Consider the following 11562-nt stretch of genomic DNA (forward strand, 5'->3'; position numbering starts at 1 on the left):
CCCTCGCTCCGACCAGGGGCCGAGAACGATCCGGCGCGGGCTGCGACGCGAAAGGATGACAAAGACCTGCGAAAAGGCCAAAGAAGAACGCTCGACCCGAGGATACCGCCATGATTGCCGAGAAGCCTGCCCCGTCCCTTGCCGATCTGCGCCAGGAGATCGACCGTATCGACGAGGCGATGCACCGGCTGCTCATGGAGCGAAGCACCATCATCGACCGACTGATCGCGTCGAAGAAAGCCTCCGAGACGGGTCTGAGTTCGGCCTTCCGGCCCGGGCGCGAGGCCTCAATGATGAAGGCCCTGGCCGAGCGCCACGAAGGCCTGCTGCCCCTCGATACCGTGGAGAGCATCTGGCGGGTCATCATCGGCACCTTCACCTATGTGCAGGCCCCCTATGCCGTCCATGCCGACATTTCCGGCGGCGACGCGCCCATGCGCGACTCGGCCCGGTTCCATTTCGGCTTCACGGTGCCCTACGTGACCCATCCGAGCGCGGCGGCGGTGATCGAGGCGGTGGCGACCTCGCGCGGCGATCTCGGCATCTTCCGCCTCGACCAGGGCGCGACCAGCGGCGCCTGGTGGCGCACGCTCGCGGACAGGGACCGGCCGAAGATCATCGCGCGCCTGCCCTTCATCGAACGGCCCGACCATCCCGCCGGCACGCCCGTCTTCGTGATCTCCAAGCCGCTGACGGATGCGGCCGTGCGCGACGTGGTGCTCTATGCGGCGCAGTTCGAGCGCTGGCACCGGGGCGCGAACGAGGCCCTGACGCGCCTCGGCGGCGAAGTGGTGGCCAGCGCCGCGGACGCCACCGGTCTCTCGGAACTCATCGCCGTGCCCGGCAGCGTCGAGCCCGCCCGGCTTCAGCAGGCCATGGCGCAGGCAGGCGCGAGCCTTGCACAACTCGCCGAGATCGGCAGCCATGCCGAACGTTTCCACGTGAAATAGAATCCAAGCTGCGCTACAGCCCTCTCGAAGCGACCTCACTTTTCAGGAACCCGTCCATGTCCGTCCGTCCCGAACCCCGTCCCGGCGTGATGCAGATCGAGGCCTATGTGCCCGGAAAGAGCGCAGCCGCAGGGGTGGCGAAGATCCACAAGCTCTCCTCCAACGAGACGCCGCTGGGCCCCTCGCCGAAGGCGATGGATGCGATCAGGACCTTCGATCATCTCGAGCTCTACCCGGACGGCGCGGCGACCAAGCTGCGCGAGGCGGTCGCGGCCAAGTACGGCCTCGATCCGAGCCGCATCGTCTGCGGCTCGGGCTCGGACGAGCTTCTGTCGCTCATCACCAACGCCTATGTGGGGCCGGGCGACGAGGGCGTGTTCACGGAGCACGGCTTTCTCGTCTATCGCATCGCGATCCTGGCGGCAGGCGGCACGCCCGTCGTGGTGAAGGAGAAGGATTACCGCGCCGATGTGGACGCGATCCTCGCCAGCATCACGCCGAAGACCAAGATCGTCTTTCTCGCCAATCCTAACAACCCGACCGGCACCTACCTGCCGTTCGACGAGGTGAAGCGGCTGCATGCGGGACTGCCTCCGCACGTGGTGCTCGTGCTCGATGCGGCCTATGCGGAATACGTCCGCCGCAACGATTACGAATCCGGCCTCGAGCTCGTGGCGACCTCCGAGAACGTGGTGATGACCCGCACCTTCTCGAAGATCTACGGGTTGGCGAACCTGCGCCTCGGCTGGATGGTGGGGCCGGCCCACATCATCGACGCCGTGAACCGCATCCGCGGGCCCTTCAACGTCAACGGCCCGGCGATTGCCGCCGGCATCGCGGCGATCCAGGACGATGCGCATGTGGGCAAGGCCATCGAGCACAACGAATACTGGCTTGCCCGGCTTACCCGCGAGATCGAGGCCCTGGGCCTGAAGGTGACGCCGAGCGTCGGCAACTTCCTGCTGATCCACTTCCCGCAGGAGCCCGGAAGGACCGCAAAGGAAGCCGATGCGTTCCTTTCCAGCCGCGGGCTGATCCTGCGCCGGATCGACGCCTACGGCCTGCCTCATGCCCTGCGCCTGACCATCGGCGACGAGGAGGCGAACGGCCTCGTCGTGGCGGCCCTGCGCGACTTCCTGAGCGGCGGAAAGCATGCCTGAGCGTCTTGGACCTGCGCGCGAGACGCCGCTCTTCGAGTGTGTCGCCCTCATCGGCATCGGGCTCATCGGCTCGTCGATCGCCCGCGCCGCGCGGCATCTCAACCTCGCGCATCAGATCGTCGCAATCGATGCGAGCGACGCGGTCGTTGCGCGGGTGCGCGAACTCGGGATCGCGGACGAGGCGACGACGGATGTCGCTGCGGGCGTGAGGGATGCGGACCTTGTCATTCTCTGCGTGCCGGTCGGCGTCTGCGGAAGGGTCGCCGAGGCCATGAAGCCGGGCCTCAAGCCCGGCTGCATCGTGTCGGATGTCGGCTCCGTGAAGGCCTCCGTCGTCGCGCAGGTGCAGCCGCATCTGCCTGCGGGCGTGCATTTCGTGCCGGCCCATCCCGTGGCGGGCACGGAGCATTCCGGCCCCGATGCGGGCTTCTCCACGCTTTTCCATAACCGCTGGTGCATTCTCACGCCGCCGGAGGACGCGGCCGACGAAGCCGTCGAGCGCGTGCGCGCCTTCTGGGCCGCCATGGGCTCGAACGTGGAGGTGATGAGTGCGCAGCACCACGATCTCGTGCTCGCGATCACGAGCCACGTGCCGCATCTCATCGCCTACAACATCGTCGGCACGGCGGCGGATCTCGAGACCGTCACGCAGAGCGAGGTGATCAAGTTCTCCGCGGGCGGCTTCCGCGATTTCACGCGCATCGCCGCCTCCGATCCCACCATGTGGCGCGACATCTTCCTGCACAACAAGGATGCGGTGCTGGAGATGCTGGGGCGGCTCAACGAGGACATCGCGCTGCTGGCGCGGGCGATCCGCTGGGGCGAGGGCGACAAGCTCCACGACCTCTTCACCCGCACCCGCGCCATCCGGCGCGGCATCATCTCGCTCGGCCAGGAAACGCCGGAGCCGGATTTCGGCCGCCGGCGCGAGTCTCAGTAGAGCGGCTGCAGCCTGACATTGGGGATCACGAAGGGCCCCAGCGCCAGAAAGCCGTTGTCGAGCCGCAATGGCGGCAGGGGCGTGAGCGGCGGGCGGCCGTCATTCGCCTGACCGGCGCTGCGGGGATTCTGGCCGAAGAGGGCGCCGAGCAGGGCGGCGCCCGTGCGGTTGCCGGTGATGTTGCCGAGAAGCCCGTCGAGTCCGGCGGCCGCCACGGTCAACTGGCCCGTGGGCCTGTGAAGCTCGTCCAATCCGAGGTCGCCCTTCGCTTCGACGCGCCGGGGTCCCTTGGCGGCGGCCAGCCTCAGGATATCGAGCTTGCCCTCGGCTGCGCGCCAGCGCTCCAGTTCCTCCACGATGGGCCGGCCCCGGATGCCCTCCGCTTCCGTCAGCGTCACGTCCGCGTCGAGATCGGTCGGCTCCGCGCCGCCGACGAGACGGTCGAGCACGGGAATGTTCGCCTTGCTGATGGAGACGGCCGCATCGAAAGCCCGCTCCGGCATGCGCGAGGGATTGGGCCGCACATGGAGTTCCAGATGCTGGCCCGAGGTCGCGATCTCCTCCGGCGTCAGACCCGTCACGGTGACCTTCGGCGCCTCGGCCACGAGGGACAGCCGCCGCAGGCCCGTCGGCGAGGTATTGATGCTCGTCTGCAGCAGGTCCCAGCTTCCCTGGACGGTCACGTCGCCGTCCGTCAGGGTGAAGGGGCCCTGGATCTCTGCGATGATGCGGCGGGGCTGATAGACCTGGGCCACCGCCTCGACCGGCCCGAAGGAGGCGGTGATCGCCCCCTGGTTCAGGGTGAGCGAATCGCAAGCCACCTCGATGCGGAACGGATAGCCACCGATTCTCCGGTCCGTGCAGACCCACTGCCGTCCGGCCTGCGCTTCAGCCGCAAGCCAGGTGTCCAGCGCCTCGTCGGCGCGGTTGCGGATGACGAACCAGGCGACACTCCAGGCGATGGCCACCAGCAGAAGCAGGACGAAGGGCGTATAGAGCCAGAAACGGCTGCGGCGAATATTTCCGGCTGAGGCGGCCTCTGCCATGCAAGATCTCCTGTTGTGTCGATGCGTAGTAATTGGTAGCGCCCGATGCAGGCAAGCTTCGGGCATGGCAATCACCGGAATATGAAGGACGTGGCGGACGATCTCTGGGTTTTCGGCTACGGCTCGCTCATGTGGCGGCCGGGCTTCCCCTTTGCCGAGCGCCGCCATGCCCATCTCTACGGCTATCACCGCTCCCTCTGCATTTTCTCCCATGTCCATCGCGGGACGCCCGACAATCCCGGCCTCGTCCTCGGCCTCGACCGGGGCGGGCGCTGCCATGGCGTCGCCTTCCGGGTCGAGAGCGATGAGGTCGAGGCGACGGTGCATTATCTGCGCGAGCGCGAGCAGGCGACGGCGGTCTATCTCGAACGCCGTCTGCCCGTGAGGCTCGACGACGGGCGCACGGTGCGGGCCCTGGGCTATGTGGCCGACCGCAGGCACGCGCAATATGCCGGCAGGCTGGATTTCGAGGAGGTTCTGAGGCTGGTGCGGCAGGGGCGGGGCGTCTCGGGCCGGAACCCGGACTACGTGCGCTCGACCTATGAGCACCTGATCGGCATGAACGTGGTCGACCCGCTGCTGCAGCGGATCACGCGGGCTCTGGACGGAGATTCGTGAGAGGCGTTCAGGAGGCCTGAGACGCCTCGACCTCGCGGAGATCCTGAAGGATCGCGCGGCGCTTGGCGTGGGTGTCAGCCAGACGGTGGATGTGCAGCTCCGAGGCGCCGAACTCCCTGACCTTGTCCATCCAGCGGGTCCGGGTCTCTGCGCTCGGTTCCGAGCCCGCCATGGCGACGTCGACCACGTGGGCCGTGCCGTCCCCGTCGCGGCGGACGGCGAGCAGGACTGCATCCCTCACGTCGAGCAGCTCCGAGAGATCGAGTGGATGGACGCCGACGATGTAGCGGCGGCCCGAGTGACCACGCCATGAACTCAGGGTCGGTGTGGAGCGCAGCCCTGCGGTCGCCCTCAAGCGTTCCTCGCGCACGCCAGTCCTCCGCATTCGGTCGTTGCGGAGATCCCGCATGGCCGTATTCCAGGATATGGTTCGTTTGTTCGCCATATGTTCTATTATGTAAGAATCGGCGAGTGAGTCGTCAAGGCGGCTGAAAGCTTGGCAGGACTTGGATTTGAGCGTTTTTTGCCGGTTCGCTTGCCCGAGAGGCAGCATGGCCGGGGCGAGCCCGGCCAGGTGGCTGTTGATAGTCTTCAAGCCTCCGACAGCGAAGTCCCCGAGGCGGTCGAAGGATCGAGGCCGAGTTCTTTCCGGCCCTCCTCATAAAGCCGGTTGGAGGCCGTCTCGATCTGCTCCTGCACCAGCTGGAAGAACTCCTCCCGCGGCAGTCCGGGAGGGATGAAGTCGAGCACTTCGATCCGCACCGTGCCGGGACGGCGGATGAACTGGCGGCGCGGCCAGTAGAGGCCCGAATTCATGGCGATCGGAATGCAGGGGAAGCCGAGATTCTGGTAAAGGTGGGCCACGCCGTATTTGTAGGCCGGAGGAGCGCCCGGCGGGCGGCGGGTGCCTTCGGGAAAGATGATGATCTGACGTCCGTGCTGGGCCTCCTCCCTTGCCCGTGCGGTCATCTGGATGAGGGCGAGCGAACCCGCCCTGCGGTTCACCGGCACGCAGCGGGCCTTCGCCAGATACCAGCCGAAGAGGGGAATCCACATGAGCTCCCGCTTCAGGATGTAGGTCGGATCGTCGAGGATCGTCACGAGGGTGAAAGTCTCGAGAAACGATTGGTGCTTGGCCGCCACCAGCGCTCCGCCCGGCGGGATCTTCTCCTGGCCGGTGATGACCACCTTCGTTCCGGCAATGACGTGCAGAAGCCAAAGGGAGGTGCGGCCCCAGAGCTTGACCATCTGCATGAAGGCCCGGCGCGAGACGAAGAACCCCGGGAAGAGGAGGACCAGCCACAGAACCAGATTGGCGTAGAAGGCGATGTTGAACAGCAGGGAGCGGATGATGAGCATGGCGTCGGGAAAAGGAAAAGCGGAGCATGGGGCTCCGCGGTCGCGTCACTGTAGAGGGTTTTGCGCCGGCATGGAATGACGTCGAGGCCGGCTTAGCGCCACAGGGACTCCGCCATCGCCTGCTTGCCGGGCTGCTTGCTCGGCGCGCCGCCGCTGATGATCTTCGCCACCGGCGAGCGCTCGGGATCGCTCTCGATGCGGGTGCGGACCCAGACCGCCAGGAACTTCAGGTATTCCGAAAACAGCACCCGGGCGGTGGCCGGGTTGCGCCACCAGTCGTGCGGGTCGATGGTTGCCGCCACCGGATAGGGAATCTTCTGCAGGTTGGGGAGCGCGTGTTCGAGCTCCACCAGGGTACGGGGCATGTGATAATTCGAGGTCACCACGATGATCGTGGCGAACTGGTTCTCCTCGGTCCACCGCCTTGTCTCGATGGCGTTGCCGATGGTGTTGCGGGCCCGGTAGTCGAGATCCACGCAGCATTCGAAAAGCTTCCGCTGGCCGGGATTGAGGCGGGAGATTTCCTCCCGCGACGTGTTCTCGTTGACGCCGGAAATGAGGAGCCGCTTGGCGTAGCCCTTCGCCAGAAGGTCAATGGCCTCGCCGATCCGCTGGGCTCCGCCGGTGAGGGCGACGATGCCGTCGGCGCGGGTCTCGGGCTTCTGCTCAAAGCGGTCGAGGCTGTAGACGAAGGCCAGGAAACCAAGGAAACCCACGACGATGGAAAGCGTCACCAGCCAGTAGCCTGCCGATGCAGCGCGACGGAGCCATGATCGCCTCGCAGGAACGGAAGGCGATCCCGGCATGGTCCAACCCCAACCCAAGGCTTCAGTGGCTTCAAAGGCGCCCGGCGCCGCCAGAGTCTGCGTTTGCGAGGACATCTTGGCGCAGGATAATGCAGAATGCGGCAATGGAGAGGCAACCCTCTTTTTCCACCCTCGAGGTATCGTCAACCATTTCCGTTAAGAAACCGTCTCACCGTGAGCCGGGAAACGATGCCCGTGATGATTGCCACCAGAAGCGCGATCAGAACCACCACCGCATAGCCGCGCCAGCTGATGGTGAAGGTGCCGAAAAGGGCCTCGATCTGGTCGCCTGCAGGGCTCGCTCGCCAGGAGCGGGTCACGAGGCCGAGCAGGGTCGTCAGGGCCATGGCCGCGCCCGCACCGACGGCGGCGCCGCGAAGTCCGAGCCGGAAGAAGCGGCGCTGGAATTCGCGGGCGATGAAATCGTCGTTTGCTCCCACGAAGTGGAGCACATCCACCACCTCGCGATTTCCGGCCATCGCGCCACGGGTGGCGAAGATCACCGCAAGCCCTGCCGCGACGAGGACCAGAATGACGAGACCGATGCTGATGGCGATGATCGTGTTCGCCATGGTCGAGAGCCGGGAGACCCACAGCGCGTGATCGTCCAGGCTCGCCCCCGGGACCTCGCTCCGCAGCGCCTCCCGGAGGGGCGCGAAGTCGGGCCGCGCGCCCTCCTGGAGCTTGATCACGATCAGGCGCGGCACCGGCAGGTCGTTGAAGTCGAGGCCCGTGCCGAGCCACGGCTCGAGCAACCGCTCGGACTCTTCCCGGGAGAAGGGCTGGGCCTGCTCCACGCCCGGAGTCTGCCGCGCCAGGGCCACCGCGCGCTGCACATCGGCCTCGATGGAGCGCTGGGGATTGGGACGGATCTGGATCGTCACCTCGCGGGCGATGTCGGAGCGCCACTGTGCGGAGCTGGCGGCCACCAGCTCGGCCCCGCCTGCGCAGAGCGCCGCCAGAAAGGTGAGAATGGCAATGACCGCCGCCAGCGCCTGCCCGCCGGCGGAATCGACCGGGACGAGAGGGGCGTTGCGCTGCAGAGAGGCGGGCAGGGGCTTCCTGCCGGTCTCCGCCGCCTGAGCCTTCCGGGGACGGACCTGGGACATGTCGCTCATTCGTCGATATGCAGCCGGCCATCGCCGAGCACGAGGCGGCGGACGTTGAGCTGGTCCATGAGGCTGAAATCGTGGGTCGCGATGATGACCGAGGTGCCGAGCCGGTTCAGCTCGATGAAAAGGCGCAGGAGCCGCCGCGCCAGCGAGGGGTCCACGTTGCCGGTGGGCTCGTCGGCCAGCAGCAGGTCGGGCCGTACGATGAGCGCGCGGGCGATCGCCGCGCGCTGCTTCTCGCCGCCCGAGAGCACCGGCGGCAGCATGTGCATGCGATCGCCCAGTCCCACCCAGCGCAGGAGCTCGACGACCTCGGCGCGATAGCTCGCTTCATCCTTTCCCTGCACGCGCAGGGGCAGGGCCACGTTCTCATAGGTCGTGAGATGATCGAGGAGGCGGAAATCCTGGAACACCACGCCCATGCGGCGGCGCAGGTCCGTCAGCTCGTCCTTCGAGATACGGGAGACGTCCTCGCCGAAGAGGGAGATCAGGCCGCGGGTCGGCTTGACCGAGAGCAGGATCAGCCGCAGCAGCGTCGTCTTGCCTGCACCCGAAGGGCCGGTGAGGAATTGGAAGGAGTTGGGCTCGATGGAGAAGGTCAGGTCGCGCAGGACCTCGGGTCCCATGCCGTAACGCACACCCACATTCTCGAAGTGCACGGACGGAGCCATGCCTTCCTCGAAGTCCTCGTTGTAAACCGCCTTCACGCCCGCTCGAGCCATCCTTGAAACAGAAAAAACCGTGACGAAGCCTGCCCGGCGGCAGGCGATTCGCTCCCTTATCGCCGATTATGGTTAGCAAGGCATAAATCCATCGCACGAGGACGGGAAGCGAACCCGCGCTGCCGGGCTCGCGGAACTTTGCCGCAGGACGGGGCTCTTAAGCATGATTTCCGGCAAACTTTACCGTGAAAGACGCTAAGTCCGTTTGACTTCGCTGTCCGGGCATGGTCGTGAAGGAGCAGGCCTGATGGCCCGCTATTGTCTGGACGAATGATGATGACTGCTTCCCCCCGCATCCGGGTTCTTTTCGACGAAGAGACGATCGCCAAGCGCAACGAGACGCTGGCGCAGGAGATTACGGCTTCGAAGCCCAAGAACCTGCTCGTCGTCGCCGTGCTGAAGGGCAGCTTCATGTTCGCGGCCGATCTGATCCGCGCCCTGCACCGGGCCGGTCTCGAGCCGCAGGTCGAGTTCGTGCATCTGTCGAGCTATCTCGACGGAACGGTCTCCACCGGCCAGGTCACGATTCTGCGCGATGTGGAAAGCGATGTTCGCGGCCGTGACGTGCTGCTGGTGGACGATATTCTGGAATCCGGCCGTACAGTCACCTTCGCCAAGGACTTGCTGATGGCCCGCGGGGCCAAGCGCGTGATGACCGCCGTCCTGCTGGAGAAGCCCGGCAAGCGCGCCGTTCAGATCCACCCCGACTTCGTGGGCTTCACCTGCCCCGACGTGTTCGTGGTCGGCTACGGCATGGACGTGGCCCATTCCTATCGCCAGCTGCCCTTCGTCGGCGTGGTCGATCACCACGACGACAGCCCGGACCTGTTCGACGAGAAGGCCTGATCCCTCAGGGATTGAGCTGCCAGATCGCCGCGTTCAGGGCCGTGGCGTAGATCACCCAGGCGAGATAGGGCGCGAGCAGGAGCGCCGCGATTCGGTCGAGCCGCCAGAAGGCGTGAATCGTCGCGAGGATCGCGACGATCAATGCGGCGATGACGATGAGACCCGCAAGCGGGCTGTTCGCGCCGAAGAAGGCGAAGGACCAGAGCGAGTTCAGGACAAGCTGCACGAAGAAGGCCGTAACCGCCGCAGAGCGCCCGGGAAGGTTCCTGGGCAGGGCGAGGATGCGCCAGAGCGCATAGGCCATCATGGCGTAAAGGGCGGTCCAGACCGGCGCGAAGAGCCAGTTCGGGGGCGTGAAGCCGGGCTTCTCCAGGCCCGCATACCAGGTCGGAATATTCGGCGTGGTCACGAGGCTTCCCGCGACGCTCACCGCCACCACGGGCAGGACCGCGATCAGAAAGCGCCGCAGCGGCGGGGTGGGCTCACCGTCCCATGTTGAAGAAGCTGGATGCGTCATCCGCGAAATCCCTTTATGGATGAGCCACGCATCCCGCTACGCAACCCGTCCCGTTTCCGGAGATTCCCATGTCGTCATCGCGGCCGCAATGGTCGAAGCGCAGCCTGACCGCCCAGGCCATGGGCCATGTGGACCCGATCACGAAGGCCATCGTGCCGCCGATCCACGTGGCGACCACCTATATCCGCGACGAGGACAACGCCTACAGCTCCGGCTTCGTTTATGGCCGCCCCGACAACGCCACCACCCGCGAGGCCGAAGAGGTCCTGGCCATGCTGGAGGAGGCAGGAGCCGGCGCGCTGCTCTTTTCCTCCGGCATGGCGGCGGCAACCGCCGTGTTCCAGGCCCTCAACCCCGGCGACCATATCGTGGCGTCCAAGGTCATGTACTGGGCCCTGCGCAATTGGCTCGCGACGGAGGCGGTACGCTGGGGCCTGGCTGTGGATTTCGTGGAAACCGACGATCTCGACGCCCTGACGAAAGCCGTCGTGCCTGGCCGCACCAAGCTCGTCTGGGTCGAGACGCCTTCCAATCCGCTCTGGACCATCACCGACATCGCCGCCGCCGCCGAAATCGCCCATGCAGCGGGGGCGCGGCTTGCCGTCGATTCCACCACCGCCTCGCCGGTCCATACCCGGCCCCTCCGCCTCGGGGCCGATATTGTCATGCATGCGGCGACCAAGGTGCTGAACGGTCATTCCGACGTGGTGGCGGGGGCGCTGGCCGGCGCGAAGGCCGATGCCTTCTGGGAGAAGATCGTCTCCATCCGCAAGATGCAGGGTGCGATCCTCGGTCCCTTCGAGGCTTATCTCCTCATGCGCGGCATGCGCACGCTCCATGTGCGCGCCTCGGCCCAGGCCAAGAGCGCCCTGGAGCTGGCCCAGCGCTTTTCCGACCACCCGAAGGTGGCGCGGGTCCTCTATCCCGGTCTGCCGCAGCATCCAGGCCACGATATCGCCGCCCGGCAGATGGAAGGCGGCTTCGGCTACATGCTCTCGATCCAGGTGATGGAGGGCGAGGCCGCCGCGATCCGAGCGGCGGCGCGGGTGGGTCTGTGGAAGCGTGCAACATCGCTCGGCGGCGTCGAGAGCCTTATCGAGCACCGGGCTTCCATCGAGGGACCGGGAACGCCCTGCCCGCCGGACCTGCTGCGCCTCTCCACCGGCATCGAGGACGTGGAGGATCTCTTTTCGGATCTCGATATCGCGCTAAGGGCTTAAGTCCGGTCTGTGCTCTAGAGAGCCCAGCGGAACGCTCGCCGCAGTTCGGCCGTGCCGTTCGAGCCGTACCATCGCCCGTGAGCGAGGATGATCCTCTCAGGATTCCAGGCCAGCATACGCCGCGCCGCCGCCCTCACGGCCCGACGCTGGTGGAAAAAGCTGATCTGGAGATCGAGCGGCGTCTTTCCGTCGGGATCGACGGGACCGGCCATGCGCAGGAGCCACCTAATGGGATGGACGGCTCTCCCTCCCGCCCTGCACGATAG

Annotated in this window: 13 protein-coding genes and 1 pseudogene; 6 read left to right on the forward strand and 8 right to left on the reverse strand. The window is 66.3% G+C overall.

What is annotated here, in order from left to right:
* The first annotated feature begins 110 nt into the window (after positions 1–110).
* The 3 genes from LG661_RS22880 to LG661_RS22890 are packed head-to-tail and all read left to right on the forward strand — an operon-like array spanning position 111 to position 3050.
* Entirely contained in the window at positions 111–950 is an 840-nt protein-coding gene (locus LG661_RS22880) for a chorismate mutase (protein WP_230534305.1), read from the forward strand.
* A gap of 56 nt (positions 951–1006) precedes the next feature.
* Positions 1007–2110 carry a pyridoxal phosphate-dependent aminotransferase gene (locus LG661_RS22885; RefSeq protein ID WP_230534306.1) on the forward strand — a complete coding sequence of 368 codons (1104 nt, stop codon included), beginning with the start codon at positions 1007–1009 and terminating at the stop codon, positions 2108–2110.
* On the forward strand, positions 2103–3050 hold the full coding sequence (locus tag LG661_RS22890; protein ID WP_230534307.1) for a prephenate/arogenate dehydrogenase family protein: 948 nt from the start codon (positions 2103–2105) through the stop codon (positions 3048–3050). The genes LG661_RS22885 and LG661_RS22890 overlap by 8 nt, the downstream gene beginning before the upstream one ends.
* Here the strand turns inward: LG661_RS22890 and LG661_RS22895 are convergent.
* Positions 3044–4096, reverse strand: coding sequence for a DUF2125 domain-containing protein (locus LG661_RS22895; RefSeq protein WP_230534308.1), 1053 nt, complete (start codon positions 4094–4096; stop codon positions 3044–3046). The genes LG661_RS22890 and LG661_RS22895 overlap by 7 nt on opposite strands.
* A 45-nt stretch (positions 4097–4141) precedes the next feature.
* Here LG661_RS22895 and LG661_RS22900 point away from each other — a divergent pair, with 45 nt between their 5' ends.
* A complete protein-coding gene (locus tag LG661_RS22900) occupies positions 4142–4714 on the forward strand; it encodes a gamma-glutamylcyclotransferase (RefSeq protein WP_230534309.1) in 573 nt (190 codons plus the stop codon).
* Positions 4715–4721: 7 nt separating this feature from the next.
* Here the strand turns inward: LG661_RS22900 and LG661_RS22905 are convergent, their stop codons facing one another.
* The 5 genes from LG661_RS22905 to ftsE all read right to left on the reverse strand — a co-directional run bounded on the left by LG661_RS22905 (position 4722) and on the right by ftsE (position 8662).
* Positions 4722–5084, reverse strand: coding sequence for a hypothetical protein (locus LG661_RS22905; protein ID WP_322098910.1), 363 nt, complete (start codon positions 5082–5084; stop codon positions 4722–4724).
* Positions 5085–5305: 221 nt separating this feature from the next.
* Positions 5306–6073 carry a lysophospholipid acyltransferase family protein gene (locus LG661_RS22910; protein ID WP_230534311.1) on the reverse strand — a complete coding sequence of 256 codons (768 nt, stop codon included), beginning with the start codon at positions 6071–6073 and terminating at the stop codon, positions 5306–5308.
* A 92-nt stretch (positions 6074–6165) separates the two neighbouring features.
* Positions 6166–6954, reverse strand: coding sequence for a YdcF family protein (locus LG661_RS22915; RefSeq protein ID WP_407666814.1), 789 nt, complete (start codon positions 6952–6954; stop codon positions 6166–6168).
* A gap of 68 nt (positions 6955–7022) precedes the next feature.
* The gene (locus tag LG661_RS22920) at positions 7023–7997 is read right to left on the reverse strand and encodes a cell division protein FtsX (RefSeq protein WP_407666815.1); all 975 of its coding nucleotides are present in this window, start codon (positions 7995–7997) and stop codon (positions 7023–7025) included.
* Positions 7994–8662, reverse strand: coding sequence for a cell division ATP-binding protein FtsE (gene ftsE, locus LG661_RS22925; protein WP_230534317.1), 669 nt, complete (start codon positions 8660–8662; stop codon positions 7994–7996). Before ftsE ends, LG661_RS22920 begins: the two co-directional genes overlap by 4 nt.
* 324 nt (positions 8663–8986) lie before the next feature.
* Here ftsE and hpt point away from each other — a divergent pair, with 324 nt between their 5' ends.
* Positions 8987–9559: a hypoxanthine phosphoribosyltransferase gene (gene hpt / locus LG661_RS22930; RefSeq protein WP_230534314.1), complete on the forward strand. Its 573-nt coding sequence runs from the start codon at positions 8987–8989 to the stop codon at positions 9557–9559.
* Between the two features lie 4 nt (positions 9560–9563).
* Here the strand turns inward: hpt and LG661_RS22935 are convergent, their stop codons facing one another.
* Positions 9564–10076, reverse strand: coding sequence for a TspO/MBR family protein (locus LG661_RS22935; protein ID WP_230534315.1), 513 nt, complete (start codon positions 10074–10076; stop codon positions 9564–9566).
* A 68-nt stretch (positions 10077–10144) separates the two neighbouring features.
* Between LG661_RS22935 and LG661_RS22940 the strand changes: the two genes are divergently transcribed.
* Positions 10145–11296 carry a trans-sulfuration enzyme family protein gene (locus LG661_RS22940; RefSeq protein ID WP_230534316.1) on the forward strand — a complete coding sequence of 384 codons (1152 nt, stop codon included), beginning with the start codon at positions 10145–10147 and terminating at the stop codon, positions 11294–11296.
* A gap of 14 nt (positions 11297–11310) precedes the next feature.
* On the opposite strand, the pseudogene LG661_RS22945 reads toward LG661_RS22940, so the two are convergent.
* Positions 11311–11562, reverse strand: a pseudogene (locus LG661_RS22945) (hypothetical protein); the annotation flags it as partial.

This window comes from Microvirga roseola, assembly GCF_020866965.1.
In the GTDB taxonomy this organism is placed as follows: domain Bacteria; phylum Pseudomonadota; class Alphaproteobacteria; order Rhizobiales; family Beijerinckiaceae; genus Microvirga; species Microvirga roseola.

What these genes read in the sequence shown, in the direction of transcription:
- LG661_RS22880 (WP_230534305.1), top strand. Translation starts at nt 111, where the DNA reads ATGATTGCCGAGAAGCCTGCCCCGTCCCTTGCCGATCTGCGCCAGGAG.
- LG661_RS22885 (WP_230534306.1), top strand. Translation starts at nt 1,007, where the DNA reads ATGTCCGTCCGTCCCGAACCCCGTCCCGGCGTGATGCAGATCGAGGCC.
- LG661_RS22890 (WP_230534307.1), top strand. Translation starts at nt 2,103, where the DNA reads ATGCCTGAGCGTCTTGGACCTGCGCGCGAGACGCCGCTCTTCGAGTGT.
- LG661_RS22895 (WP_230534308.1), bottom strand. Translation starts at nt 4,096, where the DNA reads ATGGCAGAGGCCGCCTCAGCCGGAAATATTCGCCGCAGCCGTTTCTGG.
- LG661_RS22900 (WP_230534309.1), top strand. Translation starts at nt 4,142, where the DNA reads ATGCAGGCAAGCTTCGGGCATGGCAATCACCGGAATATGAAGGACGTG.
- LG661_RS22910 (WP_230534311.1), bottom strand. Translation starts at nt 6,073, where the DNA reads ATGCTCATCATCCGCTCCCTGCTGTTCAACATCGCCTTCTACGCCAAT.
- LG661_RS22915 (WP_407666814.1), bottom strand. Translation starts at nt 6,954, where the DNA reads ATGTCCTCGCAAACGCAGACTCTGGCGGCGCCGGGCGCCTTTGAAGCC.
- LG661_RS22920 (WP_407666815.1), bottom strand. Translation starts at nt 7,997, where the DNA reads ATGAGCGACATGTCCCAGGTCCGTCCCCGGAAGGCTCAGGCGGCGGAG.
- ftsE (WP_230534317.1), bottom strand. Translation starts at nt 8,662, where the DNA reads ATGGCTCCGTCCGTGCACTTCGAGAATGTGGGTGTGCGTTACGGCATG.
- hpt (WP_230534314.1), top strand. Translation starts at nt 8,987, where the DNA reads ATGATGACTGCTTCCCCCCGCATCCGGGTTCTTTTCGACGAAGAGACG.
- LG661_RS22935 (WP_230534315.1), bottom strand. Translation starts at nt 10,076, where the DNA reads ATGACGCATCCAGCTTCTTCAACATGGGACGGTGAGCCCACCCCGCCG.
- LG661_RS22940 (WP_230534316.1), top strand. Translation starts at nt 10,145, where the DNA reads ATGTCGTCATCGCGGCCGCAATGGTCGAAGCGCAGCCTGACCGCCCAG.